The 22,750-nt window shown below is 60.5% G+C and carries 11 protein-coding genes; 4 read left to right on the forward strand and 7 right to left on the reverse strand.

The features are described 5' to 3' along the window. Positions 1-1,380, forward strand: a complete 1,380-nt coding sequence (locus SK54_RS07235) for an amidohydrolase family protein (RefSeq protein ID WP_048246964.1) — start codon at positions 1-3, stop codon at positions 1,378-1,380. A gap of 125 nt (positions 1,381-1,505) precedes the next feature. Continuing rightward, positions 1,506-2,240, forward strand: a complete 735-nt coding sequence (locus tag SK54_RS07240) for a class I SAM-dependent methyltransferase (protein ID WP_048246966.1) — start codon at positions 1,506-1,508, stop codon at positions 2,238-2,240. Here SK54_RS07240 and SK54_RS07245 read toward each other — a convergent pair. Then, positions 2,234-2,836 carry a short chain dehydrogenase gene (locus SK54_RS07245; protein WP_045906890.1) on the reverse strand — a complete coding sequence of 201 codons (603 nt, stop codon included), beginning with the start codon at positions 2,834-2,836 and terminating at the stop codon, positions 2,234-2,236. The genes SK54_RS07240 and SK54_RS07245 overlap by 7 nt on opposite strands. Positions 2,837-2,933: 97 nt before the next feature. On the opposite strand from SK54_RS07245, the gene SK54_RS07250 reads away from it, so the two are divergent. Together SK54_RS07250 and SK54_RS07255 are read left to right on the forward strand one after the other, a co-directional pair. Then, positions 2,934-3,821, forward strand: a complete 888-nt coding sequence (locus SK54_RS07250; RefSeq protein WP_033487545.1) for a LysR family transcriptional regulator — start codon at positions 2,934-2,936, stop codon at positions 3,819-3,821. Between the two features lie 20 nt (positions 3,822-3,841). Then, positions 3,842-5,023, forward strand: a complete 1,182-nt coding sequence (locus SK54_RS07255) for an aminotransferase-like domain-containing protein (RefSeq protein WP_015571640.1) — start codon at positions 3,842-3,844, stop codon at positions 5,021-5,023. A gap of 26 nt (positions 5,024-5,049) precedes the next feature. Here SK54_RS07255 and SK54_RS07260 read toward each other — a convergent pair whose 3' ends face one another. From SK54_RS07260 to SK54_RS07285, 6 genes are all read right to left on the reverse strand, one after another. Continuing rightward, complete coding sequence (locus tag SK54_RS07260; RefSeq protein WP_015571639.1) at positions 5,050-5,415, reverse strand: HigA family addiction module antitoxin; 366 nt, start codon at positions 5,413-5,415, stop codon at positions 5,050-5,052. Positions 5,416-5,425: 10 nt separating this feature from the next. Beyond that, on the reverse strand, positions 5,426-5,725 hold the full coding sequence (locus SK54_RS07265; RefSeq protein ID WP_048246973.1) for a type II toxin-antitoxin system RelE/ParE family toxin: 300 nt from the start codon (positions 5,723-5,725) through the stop codon (positions 5,426-5,428). Between the two features lie 250 nt (positions 5,726-5,975). After that, a complete protein-coding gene (locus SK54_RS07270; protein WP_017382757.1) occupies positions 5,976-7,175 on the reverse strand; it encodes an HlyD family efflux transporter periplasmic adaptor subunit in 1,200 nt (399 codons plus the stop codon). Then, complete coding sequence (locus tag SK54_RS07275; protein WP_047716689.1) at positions 7,156-9,348, reverse strand: type I secretion system permease/ATPase; 2,193 nt, start codon at positions 9,346-9,348, stop codon at positions 7,156-7,158. The genes SK54_RS07270 and SK54_RS07275 overlap by 20 nt, the downstream gene beginning before the upstream one ends. Next, positions 9,345-10,748 carry a TolC family outer membrane protein gene (locus SK54_RS07280; RefSeq protein ID WP_048246976.1) on the reverse strand — a complete coding sequence of 468 codons (1,404 nt, stop codon included), beginning with the start codon at positions 10,746-10,748 and terminating at the stop codon, positions 9,345-9,347. The genes SK54_RS07275 and SK54_RS07280 overlap by 4 nt, the downstream gene beginning before the upstream one ends. Before the next feature lie 82 nt (positions 10,749-10,830). Beyond that, positions 10,831-22,254 carry a BapA/Bap/LapF family large adhesin gene (locus SK54_RS07285; RefSeq protein ID WP_048246978.1) on the reverse strand — a complete coding sequence of 3,808 codons (11,424 nt, stop codon included), beginning with the start codon at positions 22,252-22,254 and terminating at the stop codon, positions 10,831-10,833. Between the last annotated feature and the right edge of the window lie 496 nt (positions 22,255-22,750).

Genomic DNA, 22,750 nt, shown 5'->3' on the forward strand with positions numbered 1-22,750 from the left:
ATGAGTGAGAATAAAAGCCGCCGCGAGTTTATCAGCCAGAGCGGCAAAATGGTTACCGCCTGCGCGCTGTTTGGCGCCACGGGTTCCGTCGTGTATGCTGCCGATTCAGCAAAGGCAACCTGCGAGACGGGTAAACCGATAAACATCACCGCAAAACATTACTATCTCGACAACGTGCTGCTGGAAGCCGGGTTTAACTTCGACGGCAGCGTGGCGACAAGCACCCGCACCGAGCTGAAAACGCTGGAAATGAAGGACGGGAAAATCGTCGCCCTGCGCGACAACAACAGCCACGCCGACGCGACCCTGCCGCACTTCGACGCCGGCAAAAAGCTGATGCTTCCGGCGATGCGCGACATGCACATCCATCTGGATAAAACCTTTTACGGCGGCCCGTGGCGCTCCCTGAACCGTCCGGCGGGCACCACCATTCAGGACATGATCCGCCTGGAGCAGAAGCTGCTGCCGGAGTTACAGCCCTACACGCAAGAACGCGCCGAAAAGCTGATCGACCTGCTCCAGTCCAAAGGGTCAACCATCGCCCGCAGCCACTGCAACATAGAGCCGGTTTCCGGCCTGAAAAACCTGGAAAATTTGCAGGCGGTACTGGCGCGCCGAAGCCCAGGTTTTGACTGCGAAATCGTTGCCTTCCCGCAGCACGGCCTGCTGCTGTCTCATTCTGAAAAGCTGATGCGCGAGGCGATGCAGGCGGGGGCGCATTACGTGGGCGGGCTAGACCCGACCAACGTCGACGGCGCGATGGAGAAATCCCTCGACACCATGTTCCAGATTGCGCTGGATTATGACAAAGGGGTGGATATCCATCTGCATGAAACCAGCCCGGCGGGCGTGGCGGCGGTGAACTACATGGTCGAAACCGTGGAGAAAACGCCGGCGCTGAAGGGGAAGCTGACCATCAGCCACGCCTTCGCCCTGGCGACGCTTAACGAGCAAGAGGTGGATGAGATCGCCACCCGCATGGCGGCACAACAGGTGACCATCGCCTCCACCGTGCCGATTGGCACTCTGCACATGCCGCTGAAGCAGCTGCGTGATAAAGGCGTGTTTGTCATGACCGGTACCGACAGCGTGATCGACCACTGGTCGCCGTACGGTCTGGGGGACATGCTGGAGAAAGCCAACCTCTATGCACAGCTCTATATTCGCCCGAACGAGCAGACGCTTTCGCGTGCGCTGGGCATCGCCACCGGCGACGTGCTGCCGCTAAACGATAAAGGTGAGCGCGTGTGGCCGAAAGCGCAGGACGACGCCAGCTTTGTGCTGGTAGATGCCTCCTGTTCCGCCGAGGCCGTGGCACGCATCTCTCCGCGTACCGCGACGTTCCATAAGGGGAATCTGGTCTGGGGCTCTGTGGGTTAATGTGGTGCCGGGTGGCGCTGCGCTTACCCGGCCTACGGTTCGGAGATTTTGTAGGTCGGGTAAGGCGAAGCCGCCACCCGACAATGCAGTATACTGCTATGCACATTCTTAAAGAGGGATCTGCCATGGCACAAAACATCTACGACAATCCGGCGTTTTTCGAAGGCTACGCTCAGCTTCCGCGCTCGGTGCAGGGGTTGGACGGCGCGCCGGAGTGGCCTGCGCTCAGGGCGATGCTGCCGGATTTAACCGGCAAATCGGTTATCGATCTTGGCTGCGGCTATGGTTGGTTCTGCCGCGCGGCGCGTGAGCTGGGCGCGTCTGACGTCACGGGCGTGGATATCTCCGAAAAGATGCTCGCTCGCGCAGTGGAGCTCACCGCCGATCCACAGATTCACTATCAGCGTAGCGATCTGGAGTCTCTCAAGCTCAACGAGAACAGCCTCGATCTGGTCTACAGCTCGCTGGCGCTGCACTATCTGCCGGAACTGAACACATTATTTGCCCACGTTCAGCGCGCGCTTAAACCCGGCGGTTGCCTGGTCTTCTCAATGGAGCACCCGATTTACACCTGCGCCTCCCGTCAGGGCTGGCTGACGGACAACAGCGGCGAGCGGTTCTGGGGCGTGAACCATTATCAGGACGAAAGCCAGCGCGTCAGCAACTGGCTGGCAGACGGGGTGATTAAATACCACCGTACGCTGGGCACCACGCTTAACGCGCTGATCAAGGCCGGATTAACAATAAGCGAAGTCAATGAGTGGGGACCAACGCAGGCGCAAATTGACGCCTGGCCCGCGCTGGCAGAAGAGGCAGAGCGCCCGATGCTGGTGCTGATCGCCGCCCGTAAGGTTCAATAACCGACCTTATACACCCGCCCGCTCTGCACCCCTTCCACGCTGCGGCGGTAAGCCTGCGCAACGGTCGCGGCGGGAACGCTTTCAAAGCCCGGGAAGAAGCCGTCGTACGCTTCGGCGGATTCGGTCAGCACCGTCGGGCTGATCAGATTAATGCGAATACCGCGCGGCAGTTCACAGGCCGCGGCGCGCACAAACCCTTCCAGCGCGGCGTTAACCGTGGTGGCATTCACGCCCTGGGCAATCGGCTCGTGCGCCACAATGCCGCTTATCAGCGTAATCGAGCCACCTTCGTTCAGGTAGTGCTGGCCGGTCAGCGCCAGACGAACCTGCCCCAGCAGCTTATCCTGCAAACCCCGGTTGAACTCGCCGTCGGTCATGGTTGCGAGCGGGCCGAAGTGCAACCCTCCGCTGGCGGAGACAATCGCATCCACCGGGCCGATCTTTTCGAACAGCGCCTGCACGCTCGCCTGCGAGGTGATATCCACCTGATGATCGCCCTGCGTGCGACCCACGCGGATCACCTCGTGGCGACGGCTTAGCTCTTCTGTCACAGCACGACCGACGGTACCGCTGGCACCAATAATGACGATTTTCATAGCAGACTCCTTATGTTGTGAGCCTTCATTCTTTAATAAATAAAAATTCAGATAAACTGGGCTGATGTTAGAAGATTACTAACCAGAGGTTCGTAATATGGATAAGCTTCGCGGCATGGAGACGTTCATCGCGGTGGTGGAAAGCGGCAGCTTTACCGGCGCGGCGGCCCGGCTGGAGATGTCGGCGGTAATGGTCGGGAAGTATATTGCGCAGCTGGAATCGCAGCTCGGTACGCGGCTGCTGGAGCGCAACACCCGTCGCCAGAGCCTGACGGATGCCGGACGCGTTTATTTCGAAGAGGCCAGGCGCGTGCTGGAGCAGGTCTCGATTGCTGAAAACGCGGTTGAGCGTCTGCGAGCCACGCCCGCCGGCACCCTGCGCGTGACGGCGCCTACCTCGTTTGGCGGCTGCGTTATCGCGCCTCTGACGGCCACGTTTTTGCAGCGTTACCCGGAAGTGCGCATCGAACTGGATCTCACCAACCGAATGGTGGATCTGGTAGAGGAAGGGGTCGATCTGGCCATTCGTATCGGTGAGATCCGTAATGAGGATCTGGTGGCGAAATATCTGTGTCCCTACAACATGGTGATCTGCGCCGCGCCGGATTATCTGGCGCGTCACGGTACGCCGCAAACGCCAGCCGATCTGGTGGATCACCTGTGCCTGTCGCACACGGTCTGGACGGCGCGTAACGAGTGGCGGCTGCCGGGAGTGGAAGGCGAAGTGCGCTGGAAGCGTGATGCCGTCTTACGATGCAATGACGGCTACGGCTTACGCATGGCGGCGCGAGCCGGGGCGGGACTCCTGCTGCAACCGGAAGTGCTGGTGGCGGAAGAGCTGGCGAGCGGCAGGCTGGTTCGGGTTCTGGAATCGTTTACGCCCGCGCCGAGGCCGGTGCATTTACTGTGGCGTCAGGATTTGCGGCCGCTGCCTAAGCTAACGGAATTTATTGCCCATATTCTGCTAAGATTGGGCACAATATAAAAAAAGAAGGTAAGTAAAGAATGTCTGCAAACAAACTCGCCAGCAGCGCGCAGGGCCTGCAATCCTCTGCCATCCGTGAATTATTAAAACATAGCAAAATGGCAGGCGTGATTTCGCTGGGTGGCGGTATTCCAAATCCGGACCTGTTCGATCATGAGGGTTTAAAAATCGCTGCTGATGCCGTGCTGTCTCAGCATTTTGGCGAAGCGTTCCAGTATGGCCTGACGGAAGGCGTCCCGGGGCTGCGCGAAGAGATCCAACGCATCTGTCAAGGTCGCGGCATCGCCTGTAAAGCCGATGACGTGGTCATTACTTCCGGCTCGCAACAATCGCTTGACGTGCTGGCGCGGGCGTTAATTAACCCGGGCGATACGGTCGTCGTGGAGCGGCCTACCTACCTCGCCGCGTTGCAGGTCTTTGGCCTGGCGCAGGCGAATTTTGAATCCGTTGGCACCGACGGCGACGGCATGAAAGTGGATGAACTTGAAGCGCTGGTAGCCACCAAAACCATCAAAGCGGTTTATATCGTGCCAACCTTTGGTAACCCGGGCGGCGTGACGCTCTCCGAAGCGCGTCGTAAACAGCTGGTGGAATTATCGAAGCGCTATGACTTCGTGATTATCGAAGACGACCCGTACAGCGAGATCAACTACACCGACGAAGCGTTCCGCCCGCTGATTGCCCATGCCAAAGATATCGGCAATGAGGATAACGTGGTGTACACCTCCACCTTCTCTAAAATCCTCGCGCCGGGCACCCGCGTGGGCTGGGTGCTGGTGCCGGAGTGGCTGAAACGCGCGGTGGTGAACCTCAAGCAAACCACCGATCTGCACACCAGCACGCTGTCGCAGCTGATGACGTACGAGTATCTGAAAACCGGTCGTCTGGCGAATCAGATTAAAATGATCCGCGAAGCCTATCGCCAGAAATACCAGACCTTTGCAACGGAACTGGAAGCGGAGCTGGGCGATGTGATGTCGTTCCACAAGCCAAAGGGCGGCATGTTCCTGTGGGCGAAAATGAACAACGGCATCAATACGACGAAATGGCTGGAAAAAACGTTGAGCAACGGCGTCGTGTTTGTGCCGGGTGAGTTCTTCTACTGCAACGAGCCGGACCATACCACGCTGCGCATGTCTTTCGTTACCCCAACGGATGAGCAGCTTAAAGAAGCGGTTCGACGCCTCAAAATTTCCCTGTAACAGGATGCGCATAATGGCAGATGCCGTTATGCGCTGTTCCCGTGCAGGGTAACGTCTGGCTTGCCGGATTTTCGCTTCGCCATGACTTCCGCAACGGTTTTTATCCGGCTTAACTCCTCCTGCGTGCGGGAGTTAGATTGCGCTTCCCAGATATCAACGTTTAGCTGTAAGTTCAGCCAAAATTCAATAGTGGTATTAAAGGCTTTTGCCAGTTTGATCGCCATATCGGCAGTAAGTTTGCGATTGTTATTGACCAACGCGCTTACGGTATTGCGGTGTACATTTAGCATCTCTGCCAGATCGTTGATTTTCAGATTGAGCGGTTCAAGATACTCATACTGCAACACCTCGCCCGGCGTGGTGGGTTTGCGGAGTGCCTGTTGAAGTGTCATAGGTGATGCCTCACTTGTGTTGCGTGTACTTGTTTGGAGAGAGATAGAGATCGTCTGCTTTTCCCTCTGACCAGCGAAATACAAGCCTGTATTGTCTGTTTACCCGGATAGAGGAATATCCCTTCAACGGAGGACTCAATGCTTCATACATATTGCCCGGTGGCGATCGTAAATCCAGGTGCGACATGGCCGCATTGATGATGTCGAGCTTTCTTGCAAGCGCTGTTTCCAGATTCAAAGGAATAACATTGCTCGATCTCCCGTAGAGAAAAAAATCCTCAAGCCATTGATCCCGAAAATGATTAATCATAATGCTGGTAAGCTCCAGTCCTTGAAGCTGAGTGGATAGTAATGCACTCCTGCACTGTGCGCAAGTGCGTTTTGTCTGCGAGTAATATTACCCTGGTCATGGCTGAAGGGAAGTGTGATGCATGACTAAAGGTTAATTCTTCGAGGCGGATTCCACGTCTTGCGTGCGGATTAATGCCCGGCGGCGCTGCGCTTGCGCGGGCCTGCGAGAATGTAGGCCGGGTAAGGCGCAGCCGCCACCCGGCGTTTGACTACCGCTCCCTCAGCGCCTCCTTCGCCCGGTTAAACGGTTTGATCATATAATCCAGCACCGTTTTCTCCCCGGTCTTAATATCCACCGTCGCTATCATCCCCGGCACGATCGAGAAATGCCTGCCCGCCTTATTCACCAGATAATCCTGGCTGGTACGGATAAACACCCGGTAATAGAATACCTCCGGCTTCGCTTCGTCCTGAATGGTGTCCGGCGAAATGGTCTCCACCACTCCGTGCAGCCCACCGTAAATCGCGTAATCGTAGGCGGTGATTTTCACCAGCGCCTCCTGATTAGGGTGGATAAAGGCGATATCCCGCGGCGAGAGGCGGGTTTCAATCAGCAGGTGGTCGTCCACCGGCACAATTTCCATCAGCTCACCGTTGGGCGGGATCACACCGCCAATCGTCGTCACTTTGATGTTTTTCACGATCCCGCGCACCGGAGACTTCACCGTCAGACGGGTAACGGAATCCTCGCGGCCTTTCAGGATCGCTGACACCATATCCACCTCGGCGTTGGCCTTCGACAGCGCTTCACGGGCCTGCACGTAATACTGGGAACGTACGTCGGTGAGCTTCAGCTCCAGGTCGCTTTTCTGCCGTTGCAGGCGCAGCACTTCCACGTGGCTGGCGGCCCCGGTTTTCACCAGCCGCTGGGTGATCGCCAGCTCTTTGTTCGCGAGATCTAACGCGGCGCGCAACTCCCGCTGGGTATCCTCAAGCTGGGCGCGGCGCGAGTTGTAGAGCCGCGTTTCAGCGGCGGTCAGGTCGGTCCATTTCGCCAGGGACGGCGGGAATTTAAGCGGCAGATCGTTCACCTCGGCATACAGACGCGCGCTGGAGGCCAGCGACGCGCGGTAACGCGCCGCGCTTTCGCCGACGTTGGATTCCGAGCGGGTAGGATCCAGTCGCGCCAGCACCTGTCCGGCCTGCACCTGATCCCCTTCGTGCACGTTCAGCTCGGTGAGGATACCCCCATCCAGCGACTGCAATACCTGCTCGCGTGAACTGGGGATCACTTTCCCGGTGCCGGTTGAGACTTCGTCCAGCACCCCGAACCACGCCCAGACGCCAAGCACCACAAACATCAGCAGGGAGAAGAAAACAATGCGCCGGGCACCGGTATAACCGCTTTCTGAGTCGAGCGCGTTATCCAGATCTTCTACTGCGGCAACGTCACGCTGACTGATTTTCATTTTTCCACTCCCGTCCGGTTGCCTGCTGCTGTTGCTGCATACGGCTGTTGTTCAGCGCCTGGGCTTTTGGCGCGTCCATCACCAGCATGCCATCTTTGAGTACCACCACGCGCTCCACCAGCTCCAGCACCGGCACGCGGTGGGTCGCGACAATCAGCGTGCGGTTGCCAAGCCACGCTCCGAGGCGCTGAATAAATTCCCGCTCGGTATGCTCATCAAGGGAAGCGGTCGGTTCATCCATCAGCACGATATTCGGATCGCGCAGTAGCATCCGTGCCAGCAGGATGGACTGCCGCTGCCCGCCGGACAGCCCGACACCGTTCTCCATAATCGGGTAATCCAGCCCCTTCGGCAGCTTCTGCACAAAGCTGGCCGCGCCGCACATCTCCAGCACCTCGAAGATCTCTTTATCGGTGGCGCGCGGCATGCCGAGCGTGATGTTCTCGCGCAGGGTGCCGTAAAACAGCCGGGCGTTCTGGGTCATAAAGCCGACGTTTCGCCGCACGTCAGCCACGTCCAGATGCGGCAGGCTGAGGTTGTCGAGCCGCAGTTCACCGCCCGCCAGATCCATCCCGCCCGCCATCGCCTGCAACAGGGTTGATTTGCCCGCGCCGTTGCGCCCGAGGATCGCCACTTTCTCGCCCGCTTTGATCTCCAGACGGTTAATGCGCAGCGCCATGCGCGGATCTTCCGGGTGATAGCGGAACTGCGCCTGCTCGAACAGGTAATGTCCGCGCAGCACGTCCTGACGGATCGGCGTCTCTTCGCGCTGATTCTCGGTCGGCAGCTGCATAATGCTGTCCAGCCCCTCTTTGGCCGCCTTCACCTGCTGCCAGCGGGCCAGCACGCCGCACAGCGTCGCCATCGGGGCGATCATCCGTGAGGCGAGCATTGAGGCGGCCACCACTGAACCGGTGGTTAAGGTGCCGTCGATCACCATCGGCGCGCCCACCACGATCACCCCGGCATACACCAGGCTCTGAATGGTCATCCCCCAGCTGATCAGGTTCTGGGTCAGCTCGCGGGTGCGCAGGCCGGATTCGGCGGTGATCTGGATATAGCTGTTCCACTGCTGCAAAAAGCGGTTCTCCGCCTGCATCAGCTTGATGTCCTCCAGCCCCTGCACGCTCTCCACCAGCACCGCGTTGCGCAGGGTCGATTCATGCGCCGACTGCTTCGCCAGCTCCGCCAGCTTCTTTTGCAGCAGCAGGCCAGGCAGGACCATGATCACCGCCGCCACCGGGGCGATCCACGCCAGCTGCGGAGCGATGATCGCCAGCACAATCACAAACAGGATAAAAAACGGCAGATCGACGATGGTGGAGATGGTGGAGGAGGTGACCATCTCGCGGATCTGCTCCAGCTCGCGCAGCTGGGAGATAAAGCTGCCGGTGGATCGCGGAATGGCGCTGTGGCGCAGCCGCAGCGCGTGGCCGAACACCCGATCCGAGACGCGCAGATCCGAGCGTTTACCCAGCAGATCCATAATGTGTCCGCGCGCCACGCGCAGCACAAAGCCAAACAGCGTGGCGATCAGCACCCCGATGGTCAGCACATAGAGCGTCGGATAGGACTGGGCGGGGATCACCCGGTCATACACCTGCATGGAAAAGACGATGCCCGAGAGGGAGAGCACGTTAATGAACAGTGCCGCCAGCATTACCCAGCTGTAAGGGCGAAGGTCGCGCATCACCAGCCGGTAGAGCCAGTCCGGGCGGTATTTTGAGATATAGGCATCCACGCGGCTGTCCTTCAGCGCCGCCAGCGGACGCAGGGCGATGACGTGGCGGATGGCAGGCAGCATCGCGCTCATTGACAGGCGGTTGGTGTGCGTGTTGTCGTCGAAAAAGCTGACCTCAAGCGTATCCTCGCCGTCGAAATTGTCGATCACGCCGATTTTACCGTCGTTCAGCTCCACCACCACCGGCAGACGCCAGCTGTTGATGGCGTGCTGATCGGCCGTCAGCAGCTGGAATGTCAGCCCGGCTTCACGGGCGAGCTGCGTCAGGGCGGGCACCATCGGTTTGCCTTTCAGCCACGGCGCGCCGGCGATCAGCGAGCCTGGCGAACAGGCAACGCGATAGCGCGTCGCCACATAGCCAAACGCCTGCGCCCACTGCTCCAGCGCCTCATCCGTCATATTTTCACCCTGCGGAATATCGCGTTGCTTCATGGCTGGATCTCCACGGTCTGGATGGTGCGGTTTTCAAGATCGAACGCGTGACGCAGGCGCCCGGTGTTGTACAGACAGTTGAGCTGAAGCTGATGCAGCTGTCCGGCGGTTTGCTGTTGGGTAAATCGCGCCTGATACACCTCCTGCTCGGCGTTGAGCACGTCGAGCAGCGGGCGGGAACCGAGATCGAGATACTGCTGCTGATACAGCTCGCGGGTGCGGGCGCTGAGCGCTTCCTGACGGCCCTGGATCTGAAGCGTGCTCATCAGGCTCATCACCTGGCTGCGCGCTTCCAGCAGTTTTTGCCGCACCTCAAGACGGGTGCGCTGGATGGTGGACTGGGCGGATTCCACCGCGTGTCCGGCGGCGTTACGCCGGGCGGTGAGGCCGCCGCCCTGATAGAGCGGCATCTGCACTTTTACCCACGCGGAGTACTGGGTGCGGTCCCGCGTTTCGTTGCTGGCGTAGCGGTCGTTCAGGTAGTGACGAACTTCCGGCTCCAGCGAAACGGTAGGGGTCATTTGCGCGTTGGCATAGTCGAGATTAGCCTGCGCGACGTTGGCCTGCGCCCAGGCCGCTAATACCGAGGGCACCAGACGATCGTCCGGCTCGGCGATGTCGCAGCTGCGGGCCAGGCTCTGCGGAAAGTCATTGCTGACCGCGTTCAGGCTGTCCCAGCCCAGCAGGCTCATCAGCGTGGCGCGCGAGCTGTCGAGGCTGGCCTGATACTGCATCAGCTGCGCACGCGCCCCTTCGATGCGGGCGTCGGTCTGCACCACGTCAGAGAGTGACGTTGCGCCTTCATCATTACGTTGTTTCGTCAGGGTGCCGATGGAGGACAGGGCATCCAGCTGTTCTTTGGCGGTCTCGACCATCTGCTGCCAGGTCTGCACCTGCACCATGGCGATGGCGGTATCGTGGGCGATGGTGTCGATGCTCACCAGCACGTTGGCCTGCTGCTGGGCGACGCCCGCGTTTTCCGCGCGTACCTGGCTTGCGACTTTGCCGAAGTCGTAAAGCATTTGCGAAAGAGAAAGCACCAGCGAAGGGGTAAAGCCATTATCGTCACCGTCGTGGCTATAGCCGTTATCCATGCCGGCGTTAATTTGCGGATAATATTTCGATTTGGCGACGTCCACATTTTCGCTCTGCTGATAAAGTTTGCCGACGGCTTCACTGATGGCCGGATGCCAGGTCACGGCGCGGTTAACCGCTTCATTCAGCTGTAGCGTGCCGGGGGCGGCTTTGCTGGCTACGGGCGCCACGCGACCATTTAAAGAGGGGAGTTCCTGCGTTTCGCTTAATTGTCCGGTATTAATCATCGCCGCAGGGTTTGCCGCGATAGCGGGCACAGATATCAGGCAGCACGAGAGCCACCAGTAAGGCATCTTCTTTCCCATGTCTTGTCCCTAATAAAAAAGTACTGCTTTTTTGTTTATGCCCGGGCGCTGTGCGCGCCCGGGTCATTTCTTGCAGGTGCTATCAGGTAATGATGTGTTGCTGGTTTACAAGCTCGTCGTAGGTGGTCTGAACGTTGTCCAGCGTAACGAGCGCAGATTTAGTGTAGGCGGCTCCCGTGCCGTCACGGTCGATGGAGATCACAGTATTGTTACCGCTTTGTGAAACAGACACATAGTTCCCCAGCGTCGACGCACTACCGTTCCAGCCCACCAGCAGATCGCCAATGTCGATCTTGTCTCCCTGCGTGAGGGAGAAGTTCGTCCAGTGGTCGCCCGTGCTGTTACCTGCGGTGGCGTTACCCGCCGTATTGTTCAACACCTGATAAATCAGCGTGTCGCCGTAGGCCGTGCCGCTAATCACATCGTTATGCTCCGAACTGACAAATTTCGGCGCCATGTCAATGGTCAGCGACGCGGTATCTTTCACACCGTTGGCATCGGTCAGGGTGTAGTTAAAGACCTCCTTGCTGGTAATGGTAGAGAGCGAGATCCCCGGGTTGAGGGTATAGGTGTAACTGCCGTCAGCGGCAATCGCCAGCGTCCCGTAGTGGCCCGTGATGTTTGACATCGTGCTGCCGGTGTACGGATCCAGCGTGGTGGTAACGCCGTCGTAGCCGGTAATGCTCACGCGGGTATCCACCGAGTGCAGCTGGTCCATCGCCCCTGCGGAACCGGTGCCGTCGAAGATATTGCCGTCAACGGTGTGGGTGCCTGTGGCGTCGAACTGCGACAGGGAGTAGGTCGTGCCGTTTACGCTTGGGGTAATGGTGATGTTCCCCACGCTCAGCCCCGGTACGCTGCCGGTAAAGTTCAGCGTATAGGTCCCGGCGTTGAGATCCAGCCCGGTCAGCGGAACGTCGATGTTGCCGCCCAGCAACGAACCTCCGCTGAAGGAGCCGCTGCGAATCACATTCGTCCCGTCAGTGATTGACCAGTTCACCGTCAGCCCGCCCAGTGCCAGCAGCGAGGCCACGTTAAAGTGCAGCGAGGCGTTATGCAGCGCGGTGTTTGCATCCACCACGAAGGTCCCGCTTCCGCTGCCCTGCGTTGACCCCAACAGGGCGGTAGTCCAGCTGGCGGTGCCGACGGAGGTATCCGTATAGGTTGACGTATGGTGAACCGACGTGACGTCCATCGCGGTGCTGACATCGTTTACCGCATCCATTGGGCGCGCGGTTGGGGTGATGTTCAGCGATGCCGTGTCCTTCGAGCCGTCAGGCGCGGTGATGGTGTAGACGAAGGTATCCGGCGTGCTGATATGGTCCGCGCCGACCCCGCTGTCCAGGGTGTAGGTGTACTCCCCGGCCGCGTTGATCCGCAGCGTACCGTACTCGCCGGTGATCTCCGTCAGGCCGCTGCTGTTCACCGCCACGCCGTTCACGTCAGAGACCACGGTACCCGCTGGTGCAATATCATCCGCCAGTACATCCCCGGTCGTGCTCTCGCTCACGCTTGCCACGCTGTAGACATGATCCTGCAAGACGTTCAGCGTGTAGGCCGTCAGCGCGGTGATCCCCGCCGCCGTATTGAGCAGGAACAGGTACTCGCCGGCGGGCAGATTCAGCGTCAGCTGCGAGGAGGTACCGCCCAGCAGCGGCGCGCGCAGCCAGCCGGGTTCAACGCGCATCTGCTCGAAGGTCTGCGTCGCATTGTTGAACTTATAGATGTAGAGGTCGAACACCGAGGCCAGCGCCACGCCGCCCACGGACGCCTGAACGGTCATGGTGCGGGTGGTGCCTTCTTCCACGTTATAGATGATCGGGTTGGCCAGATCGTCCAGCAGGTTCAGCCCCAGCGTATTGCCAAGGTTGATCCCCACCAGGGTAAAGCCGCCCTGCGACGAGGTGCCGTTGTTAATCGCCTCCACGGTGGTATCGAAGGTCAGCGAGGCGGTATCGTCCACGGCCACGATACCGCTGCTGCTGGTGCCTTCGCCCAGCGACAGAACCAGATTTGCCGAGGCGCTGGTGCCGTTGTGGGTGATGGTGTAGGTAAAGTTCTCCGTGCGCCCAATGACGGCGGCGCTGGTGTTGGTCAGGTTATAGGTATAGCTGCCGTCCAGGTTGATGGTCAGCGTGCCGTACTGCCCCTGAATCACCGTGCCGTCAGCCGTGACGCTGGTGGTGGTGCCCTGGGCGTTGGTGACCGCGGTGACGGTGGTGCCCGCCGGGGCGTTGTCGCTGCCTGCGGTTGGATCCACGTCGGTGATGACGTTCCCGACAACGCTGGTCTCGCCGGACACGGTGCCTGCGCTGGTCTCTTTCACCGCCACATCGAGGCTGGTGTAAGAGCCGGTTGCCAGCAGGTTAGTGTTGTAGCTCAGGACGCGATACTGACCATCCGCCAGGCCGGTCAGGTTCAGCGACACCCCCGTCGCGCCGAGGGTCAGCAGGTCAGCGAACTGCGGCTGTCCGGTGTCGACCACGGTGGTCCAGGTGTTGTTGGCGGCGTCAAAGCGCTGTACCACCAGCTCAAGGGTATTGAGCAGGGAAAGAACGGCCCCCGTGGCGTTGGCGTTCACGGCAATATCCGCACTGCCACCGCTGCCGACGGTGAAACCTACCTGCGCGGTGTCGTTGCCGAGCAGCGTCAGCACGTTACCTACGGCGCCCACCAGCAGGAAACCATAGTCGCTGTACTGCGAGTTGGTCACCGTTGCGGTGGTTGTCAGCGCCAGCTCTTCAACGTTGGTGCTGGCTGAGAGCGGCACCACCGGCGCAAGGGCTGAGCCGGGCAGCGAGACGTTGCCTGCCGCATCGGTGGCGGTGATTTGCAGCGTCTGACCTTCCGTCTGTTTATTGAGGAAGGTGTAGCTCCAGGAGCCGTTGCTGTCTGCCGTGGCGGTGACCGTTGAGTTATCCGCCAGACGGATGGTGACGGTACTGCCCGCTTCGGCGCTACCGGTCAGTACGCTGCCGTCTGCGTTGAAGGTCCCGGTCGGGGCTGTTGGCGCAGTGAGATCGACAATGACGGTGGTCGACGTGGAAATCGGGCTGGTGCCCGAGCCGTTGCTCGCCGTGGCGGTGAAGGCATGCGGCCCTTCGCTCAGCACCGGGGTGGTGAAGCTCCAGTTGCCGCTGGCGTTCGCGGTGACTGTGCCCATCAGCACCCCGTTGTTATAGAGGGTGATAGTCGCGTTCGGCTGCGCCGTGCCGCTCAGGGTTGGCGTGGTGTCATCGGTGGTTTTCCCGTTGGTCAGGTTGCCCGTCACCGTGCCGACGTTATCGTCGATGTTAGCGATAACCGGCGCGTTCGGGATCGTGGTGATCGGGGCAATCACGGAGGTGGTGATACCTGCGTTACCGGCCTTATCGGTAGCAAAGACAATCAGTGACTCCCCGCCGGTCTGTGGAGGGGTGAGGGTGGCGCTGAAGTTTCCGCTGCCGTCCGCGACGGCCGTTCCAAGCACGGTTCCGGTGCTGCTGGTAATGGTGACGGTACTTCCCGCTTCCGCCGTACCGGTAACCTGCGTCCCGTTGGTGATCACCGCCAGCCCGGTTGGGGCTGGTGGCGGCGTCAGGTCAACGTTGATCGTGATAATCGGCGATGGCGCGCTGGTATTGCCCGCGGCATCGGTGGCGGTGGCGGTGAAGTTATGCGCACCTTCGGTCAGCGTGGTGCTGGTTTGCGGCAGCGTCCAGTTGCCGTTGGCATCGGCAGTGACGGTTCCTACCAGCGTCGTGCCGTCGTAAATACGTACGGTGGCATTGGCTTCCGCTGTACCGTTTAAGGTCGGACGGGTGTCGTTGGTTGGGTTGGTGCCGGTGACAGGGCCGGTGACGGTTCCCACATCATCCACAATCGAGGTGATTGCCGGTGCGACAGGGGCGGTGGCATCCACATTGATGGTGTAACCCCCGGTCTGCGCGCTGGCGTTGCCCACGGCGTCGGTGGCGGAGAAGGTCAGATTATGCGGCCCGTCAGCCAGCGGGGTGGACGGCGTAAAGCTCCACGCGCCGCCGGTGGCGACCGCGGTGCCAATCTGTACCCCATTGTCATAGATGGTTACCGTCGCGCCAGCTTCTGCCGTACCGGTGAGCGTTGGACGTGCATCGTTGGTTAACCCGCCGTTGGCGACAGGCGTCGCAGCATTACCGACGTCGTCGGTGATGCTGGTCAGCACCGGTAGCGCTGGCGGCGTGGTGTCAATGGTCAGGCTGAAGTCGGCGGACGGCGCGCCGGTGTTCCCCGCCTGATCCGTTGCTTCTGCGGTAAAGGTGTGTGACCCGGTGCCCAGCGGCACGGTGATATCCACGGTCCAGTTGCCGTTAGCATCGGCAGTACCGGTGCCCACCAGCGTAGTGCCTTCGTAGATATTCACGGTGGCCAGCGGCTCGCTGGTCCCCACCAGGCGCGGGAGAGGATCGTTCGTGGTCTGGCCGGAGCCAATCGCCCCGGTGATGGTGCCAACATCGTCAATCGCCTGGGTGATAACCGGCGCGGCAGGCGCAGTCGTATCCACAACCAGCGTAAAGCCTGGTGAGGCAGGGCTGACGTTGCCCGCGGCATCGGTTGCCGTGGCGGTCCAGGTGTGGCTGCCGTTTGCCAGCGTGCCGGTGGTGAAGCTCCATACGCCGTTGGCATCAGCCACGGCGGTGCCCACCTGCTGACCATTCTCATAGATGGTGATGGTCGCGTTGGCTGCCGCGGTGCCGTTCAGCGTTGGCGTGGTGTCGTCTGTGCTTTGTCCCGAGGCGACCGGGCCCAGCACGGGACCGGCATTGTCGGTGGCAGGGGTAAAGACCGGTGCGTCGGGCACCGACGTATCCACCGTCAGGTTGAACGGTGGCGAGGTGACCCCGGTATTGCCTGCGGCATCGGTGGCGTTGAAGGTAATGGTATGCGGCCCTTCACCCAGCGCGGTGGTCGGCGTGAAGGTCCAGTTACCCTGGGCGTTGACGACCGCCGTGCCGATTTCCACATCATCGACAATAACGTGCACCGTTGCGCCCACTTCCCCCGTACCGTTGAAGGTTGGACGGGTGTCGTTGGTGGAACCGTTGCTGGCGATGATTCCCGTTCCCGGGCTGACATCGTCTATCACCGTGGTGACCACCGGGGCCGCAGGGCCAGTGGTATCCACCGTAAAGGCAAACACTGGCGAGTTGGCGGAGACGTTTCCGACATCATCGCTGGCGTTGACGCGCAGGTTATATGTCCCGTCTGTCAGAACCGGATCCGGCGTAAAGGTCCAGTTACCGTTGCCGTCGACCGTAGTGGTACCAATCTCCACGCCGTTATTCAGAACGTGAATGGTGGTACCCGCCTGGCCGGTGCCGCTCAGGGTTGGCGTGGTGTCATTGGTGACCTGCCCGGCGGTAAGCGGGCCGGTTACGCCACCCGGAGCGTTGTCGCTGACCGTATCGATCGTCGGCACCTGTGGCGCCGTCAGATCGATATTGATGCTCCAGACGCCGGACGGCTGGCTGACGTTGCCCTGCGGATCCGTCGCTCTGACCGTAAAGTCATGCGTTCCTTCTCCGAGGGCGGTTTCAGGGGTAAATGTCCAGGCGCCGGTACCGTCTGCCGCCACCGTACCAATCTGCGTGGCGCCATCAAAAATGGCGACGACGCTGTTCGGCTCGGCGGTACCGGTCAGGGTTGGCGTGGTGTCGTTGGTTGGATCGCCGCTTGGGACAGGCGTTGCCGCATTGCCTGCGTTATCCGTCACGCTGGTAATCACCGGCGTGGTGGAGACGGTGTCGACCACAATGGTGATCCCGGCCGACGGGGTGCTCTCATTGCCTGCCGGGTCGGTGGCGGTCACGGTCAGGGTGTGGCTGCCGTCGTCCAGCGCAGGCGGCGTGTAGCTCCAGGTGCCGGTCGGACCGACAACAACGGTGCCCAGCGGGTCGCCGTTATTGTACACGGTAATGGTGTCCCCGGCCGTGCCTGTCCCGGTCAGGGTAGGACGGTTGTCGTTGGTACTCTGCCCGTCGGCGATTGGGCCGGTTATCGGACCTACGTCATCGGTCACCGCACCGATGGCTGGCGCTGTCGGGGCGGTAAGGTCGACGGTCACGGTCGCGATCGGCGACTGCCCGCTGGTCGCGCCGGTGGTGGTATTCGTGGCGGTCACGGCAAAGGTATGTGGCCCTTCCGTCAGCGGCAGGAGCGGCGTGTAGCTCCAGTTGCCGTTCACATCCGCAACAACGTTGGTCAGCGGAACCAGCACCCCATCCTGATAAATGGCGATCACGCTACCCGGATCGGCGGTGCCGGTAAGGGTAGGCGTGGTGTCATTGGTGGTTTTATCTTTCACATCACCAATGACGGGATCGACGTCATCGTTGATCGCTGTAATCACCGGCACCGCAGGCAGCTCGAGCGGAGAGTCCGGCACGTCAAAGGTGGTTGGGTCGCTCACATTGCCTGCGGGGTCCGTGGCGGTGAGCGTCAGCGTAGTGGCATCGAGTTGGGCCGGGGAGAGGGCGATGGTGAAGGAGCCTCCCGTCGCAACGCCGGTTCCAATGATATTGCCGTTGGCGTCTTTAACCGTCACCGTGGTTCCGTCATCCGCCGTCCCGGTCAGCGGCGTACCCTGCTCGGCGATGTCGATATTCGTTGGCGTTGCAGGCGGCAGCGTATCCACCGTCACGCTGAGATCGCCGGAGCTGACGGAGGTATTCCCCGCGGCATCACTCGCGGCGACCGAGAAGGTGTGCGGCCCTTCCGCAAGCGCAGGGTCGGCGGTCCAGGACCACGTCCCGTTCGGCTGAACCTCCACGACCACTGGCGATGCGACACCATCAACAGAAACGGTGACGCTCGAACCCGGCTCGCCAATCCCGGTGAGGGTTGGCGTACCGTCGCGGGTGTAAAGCACGCTGTTGGTCAGCTGGCTGTCAGAGACGGCGTCAATTTGCGGCACGGTTGGCGCCTGCGTATCAACCTCCACCGTAAAGACCGGGCTTACCGGGCTAACGTTACCGGCATCGTCCACCGCAGCCACGGTGATATTCAGCGGGCCGTCGGTCTGCGTCGGCAGGGTGTAGGACCATCCGCCATTGACGACTTCAACGCGATCCACTTCCACGCCGTTGTTGTAGATGATCACCGTCTCGCCGGTGGTGCCGGTTCCGCTCAGGGTCGGTGTGGTGTCGTTAGTGGACCCGCCGTTCTGCGCGCCGGCGATGTCGCTGATAACAGGGGTGTCCGGGGCGAGGGTATCGACCGTTATCGTGATACCGGCTGATGGCACAGATTCGTTCCCGGCTTCATCGGTGGCGGTCGCCGTGTATTCGTGCGTCCCTTCGCCAATGTTGTCCTCAGGACGCCAGCTCCAGTTACCGTTACCGTCCACCGTAACGCTGCCCACGGCCTGCGGCTCGCCTGTACCCACCTGGTCATAGATGGTGATAACGTCATTTGGCGTACCGGTGCCGCTCAGGACCGGACGCGGATCGTTGGTGGATTCGCCATCCAGCACGGGACCGGTGATCTGGCTTACGCTGTCTGTCACCGTTGGGGTTCCCGGCTGGGCAGGCGCGTCGGTATCAATGGTAATGGTCACCGGCGTGGACGGCGCGCTTTCGTTCCCGGCGCTGTCCTGGTTGGTCACCGTCAGGGAGAGATCGTAGGTGCCGTCAGGCAGCGGAGTGGTGGGTGTCCAGCTCCAGTTACCGTCGCCATCGATCTCGGCTTCACCAATTTTGGTGGCGCCATCGTAAATGTTGACGGTATCGCCCGGCGTGCCCGAGCCGCTCAGGGTTGGCGTGGTATCCCGGGTGGTCTCCCCAGGATTCAGGGCCGTCCCCGGCGTGCCGCCGTCCGGGTTGACGGTGATCTCAGGAATATCCGGCGTTGCAGGCGCGGTGGTGTCGATCGCCAGTTCAAACGGCGGCGAAATGGTGGTGTTACCCGCCTCATCCGTTGCATGGACCGTCAGCGAGTGCGGGCCGTCCGTCAGCGGCGTGGTTGGCGTGAAGCTCCAGCCGCCGCTGCCGTCGAGCACCGCCGTGCCGAGCAGGGTGGTTCCGTCATAGATCGTGATGGTGGTGCCGTCCGGTGCGGTTCCCTGCAACTGCGGCAGCGTGTCGTCGGTGGTGTCCCCGCTGTTAAGCGGAAGCTGCACGGGCCCCACGTTATCGGAAACGGTGTCGATGGTGGCCGCCGGTGGCGGAGTCGTATCGACGGTAAAGGTAAAGCCGGCTGATGGTGCGCTGGCGTTGCCCGCCGCATCGCTCGCGACGACGGTGAACGTATGCTGCCCGTTCACTAATGGGGTAGTAGGCGTGAAGGTCCATGCGCCACCGCTGTTGACAACGGCAGTACCAATATCCTGTCCGTCCAGACGGATCGTCACGGTGGAGCCCGGCTCGCCGGTACCGTTCAGCGTCGGGAGCGTGTCGTTGGTGGTTTCATTGGTGTCGAGCGCACCCGTGCGGCCCGGTACGTCATCAATGACCTGCGTAATGGCCGGCGCGCCCGGGGCGGCGGTATCCACCGTGATGCTCCAGGTGTTCGATGTCCCGCTGAGGTTATTGTTGGCGTCAACCGCCGTCGCCGTCAGTACGTGCCCGCCGTCCGGTAGCGCGGTTTCCAGCGTGATGGACCACTGACCGTTCGCCGACACGACTGCGGTGCCAATTTCGGTAGTACCGCTGTAGAGGGTGATGGTGGTGCCAGGCTCGCCCGTTCCGTTGATGGTTGGCGTGCTGTCGTTGGTGAGACCGTTCTGGCTGACAGGACCGGTGACGCCGGGGGCATCATCCACCACGCCCGTGATGACCGGGGTTTGTGCCGCGGTGATGTCCGGCGCGTCAAACGGCGCGGTCGGACCGGTGTTTCCGGCGGTATCAGTGGCATCGGCAGTCAGGGCTTCGCCGTTGGCTTTCGGCGGGATCAGATCTACGCTGAAATTCCCCTGATCGTCGGCGACCGCTTCCCCGACCTTCACGCCATTTTCACGAATGGTGACGGTACTGCCCGGCTCGGCTGTACCGGTTACGGTGGTGCCGTCGGCAGAGATCACCACGTTTTCCGGCGCCAGCGGTGGGGTGCTGTCTGGCGCGTCGGCAAAGCCAGACGGGCTGGTGTTGCCGCTGCCGTCGGTGGCCGTCACTTCAAGGGCTTCGCCGTTGGTCTGGGCTGGCGAAATCGGGATGGTAAAGGTGCCGTCCGGACCGGCGGTGGCCTGGCCGATGATCGTACCGTCCGGCGCTTTAATGATGATTGTGCTGTTTGGCTCGGCGGTTCCGCTGACGCTGGCCCCGTCTTCCGCCACCACCAGGTTGCCCGGTGCGGCAGGCGGGGTGATATCCGCTGCGTTAACCAGCGCCGGTGAGCTCTGGTTGCCTGCGGCATCGGAGGCGACCACGGAGATAATCTCACCGTTGGTCTGCGCAGGGTTCAGGTTGGCGACATAGTTGCCGTTGCTGTCGGCAGTGGCGGTCCCGATTTGCAGCCCGGCATTGTTGGTGATGACGATTTTACTGCCCGGCTCGGCGGTACCGGTGATCTGGGTGCCTGCGGAGTTGAGCGTCGCAACCGGCATGTCTGGCGGCGTAAGATCGACGGTAAAGTTGATCGGCTGAGACAGACCGCTCTGGTTGCCTGCCGCATCGGTTTCCCGCAGGGTAATCGAGTGTGTGCCTTCTGCCAGTGGACTCGTCGGCGTGATGCTCCAGGTACCGTTCGGCAGAACGGTGGTGGTGCCGATAACAACGCCGTTATCGTAAACCGTGATCGTGCTGCCCGGTTCGCCTCTGCCCGTCAGGCGCGGCTCTGAGGCATCGGTAAATTGCCCGGCACCGATCGCCCCTTTCAGTACGCCCGTGTCGTCGTTAATGATAAATCCGGAAGGCGTTTGCGGCGCGGTGACATCTACCGTGACGGTAAAGACCGGCGAGGCCGGGCCAGTGTTACCGGCGACGTCGGTGGCGCGCACGGTAAGCTGGTGGCTGCCTTCGCTCAGATTCACCGACGGCGTAAAGCTCCAGCTTCCGTTACTGCCCACAACCGCTGTGCCAATGGCAATGCCGTTATCATAGATGGTGACCGTCGAGCCCGCTTCCGCCGTGCCGGTGAGCTGTGGCCGCGGGTCGTTGGTGCTGCTTCCACTCCCGAGCGTGCCGGTGCCAGGCGCAACATCATCGGTGATGCTGACGATCGCTGGCGCGCCAGGCGCGACGGTATCGACTACAAAAGTTACCGCCGTGGACGCCGGGCTGGTATTGCCTGCGGCATCGGTCGCGGTGGTGGTAATGGCGTGGTTGCCTTCAGACAGGTTGGTCGACGGGGTAAAGCTCCATTTCCCGGTCGCATCGGCTGTGGCGGTGCCAATCGGTTTCCCGTTGTCATAGAAGGTAATGACGGTGCCGGCTTCACTGATGCCGCTGAACGTCGGACGGGCATCGTCCGTGCGTTGTCCGTTGCTCAGCGGGCCTGTTTCGGCGCCCACGTTATCATTGACGGTGACAATCTCGGGTGCATCCGGCGCGGTTAAATCCGGTGCCGTGACCTGAACGCCCGGGCTGGTATTGCCGGACGGATCGGTGGCGGTAGCGGTGATCTGTTCCCCGTTGGTGAGCGGCGTACCGAGATCAATCGTAAATTTCCCGTCGCTGCCCGCTTTGCCCGTTCCGATGGTGTTGCCATCGGCATCTTTCAGGGTAACGGTGCTGCCCGGCTCAGCGGTACCGGTGACGGTTTTGCCGTCAGGGGAGACCTCCAGATTGGCCGGGGCATCCGGCGCGGTGAGATCCGGTGCCGTAACCTGACCGCCCTGGCTGGTATTGCCGGACGGATCGGTGGCGGTGGCGGTGATCTGTTCCCCGTTGGTGAGTGGCGTACCGAGATCAATCGTAAATTTCCCGTCGCTACCCGCTTTGCCCGTTCCGATGGTGTTGCCATCGGCATCTTTCAGGGTAATCGTGCTGCCCGGCTCAGCGGTACCGGTAACGGTTTTGCCGTCAGGTGAGACCTGTAGATTGGTGGGGGCATCCGGAGGCGTGGTATCTGGCTCGGAAGGATTTCCCGGATTGCCGGGATTCGGACTGTTGTTATCGTCATCCCCGCCACCTCCACCGCCGGTTCCCGCCGCAATGGCAATCCCACCTGCGACGGCCAGGCCACCCAGCACCCAGGGCCACGCTGCGGCGCCGCCGGTATCACTCCCTGACGCCGCCAGTAGGGCGTCCGTGGAGGCGATGGATTCATAGGTGGCGGCACCGGTTGGATCTTCAATCCACCACAGCGCACCGTCGCTCTCCTCAAGCACCAGCTGGCTCACGCCCTGCGCGTCGGTGACGTAGAAATTCTTAAGGGTAATCACTTCGCCCGAGTTGAGGGTAATCACCAGATCGTTTCCGCTGCGGGAGTAACCTGAGATGTCGGCGCGATCCACGTTAAGTTTAACGATTGAGGAGTGATCGAGTGTTATCTGTGTCCCTTCCGTGGTCGTTTCCACGCCAGTTAGTTTCGATATAACAGATATTTGGCTCATACAGTTATTACTCCAGCAGAGTTATTGTTTACGGCGTGTCAGACGTGGCCATATTTTCTGAAGGGATGAGGGCGCTCCCGGCGAAAATACTGTGAATAAAACAGTATTTACCGTTGCTTTCTTTAGAGCGACCGAGATCCGCCAGCAATCAACGTGGCAACATCAGGGCGAAGCTAATTATTTACATGAGAAACTGTTATTTATTTATATTTTCGTGTTTTATAAGCCTTATTATTTGTGCAGGTATTATTTATTTTGCTGTAAAAATGATATAGCTATAAATATCTGAATGTGCAAATTAAGTGTCTGTAAACCCTGCACTGTGATTGCAGAGAAAATTAATTGATAGCGCGAATATATTTTGTTGGCTATGCGGACCGCGCCACAGAGGCGTTGGCGTACAGGCGGTCGGGATTAGGTAGTGGAAGAGATGATAGGGGGATAATACTGAATACACAGGCTTTATTTATAATTCCAGAGAATATTAATGACTGCT

The sequence above is a fragment of the Enterobacter sp. MGH120 genome (assembly GCF_001037725.1).
Taxonomy (GTDB): domain Bacteria; phylum Pseudomonadota; class Gammaproteobacteria; order Enterobacterales; family Enterobacteriaceae; genus Enterobacter; species Enterobacter hormaechei_C.

Excerpts from the sequence above, each read along its gene's own strand:
- SK54_RS07275 (WP_047716689.1), bottom strand. The coding sequence starts at position 9,348 with ATGAAGCAACGCGATATTCCGCAGGGTGAAAATATGACGGATGAGGCG.
- SK54_RS07250 (WP_033487545.1), top strand. The coding sequence starts at position 2,934 with ATGGATAAGCTTCGCGGCATGGAGACGTTCATCGCGGTGGTGGAAAGC.
- SK54_RS07255 (WP_015571640.1), top strand. The coding sequence starts at position 3,842 with ATGTCTGCAAACAAACTCGCCAGCAGCGCGCAGGGCCTGCAATCCTCT.
- SK54_RS07245 (WP_045906890.1), bottom strand. The coding sequence starts at position 2,836 with ATGAAAATCGTCATTATTGGTGCCAGCGGTACCGTCGGTCGTGCTGTG.
- SK54_RS07240 (WP_048246966.1), top strand. The coding sequence starts at position 1,506 with ATGGCACAAAACATCTACGACAATCCGGCGTTTTTCGAAGGCTACGCT.
- SK54_RS07280 (WP_048246976.1), bottom strand. The coding sequence starts at position 10,748 with ATGGGAAAGAAGATGCCTTACTGGTGGCTCTCGTGCTGCCTGATATCT.
- SK54_RS07260 (WP_015571639.1), bottom strand. The coding sequence starts at position 5,415 with ATGACACTTCAACAGGCACTCCGCAAACCCACCACGCCGGGCGAGGTG.
- SK54_RS07285 (WP_048246978.1), bottom strand. The coding sequence starts at position 22,254 with ATGAGCCAAATATCTGTTATATCGAAACTAACTGGCGTGGAAACGACC.
- SK54_RS07235 (WP_048246964.1), top strand. The coding sequence starts at position 1 with ATGAGTGAGAATAAAAGCCGCCGCGAGTTTATCAGCCAGAGCGGCAAA.
- SK54_RS07265 (WP_048246973.1), bottom strand. The coding sequence starts at position 5,725 with ATGATTAATCATTTTCGGGATCAATGGCTTGAGGATTTTTTTCTCTAC.
- SK54_RS07270 (WP_017382757.1), bottom strand. The coding sequence starts at position 7,175 with ATGAAAATCAGTCAGCGTGACGTTGCCGCAGTAGAAGATCTGGATAAC.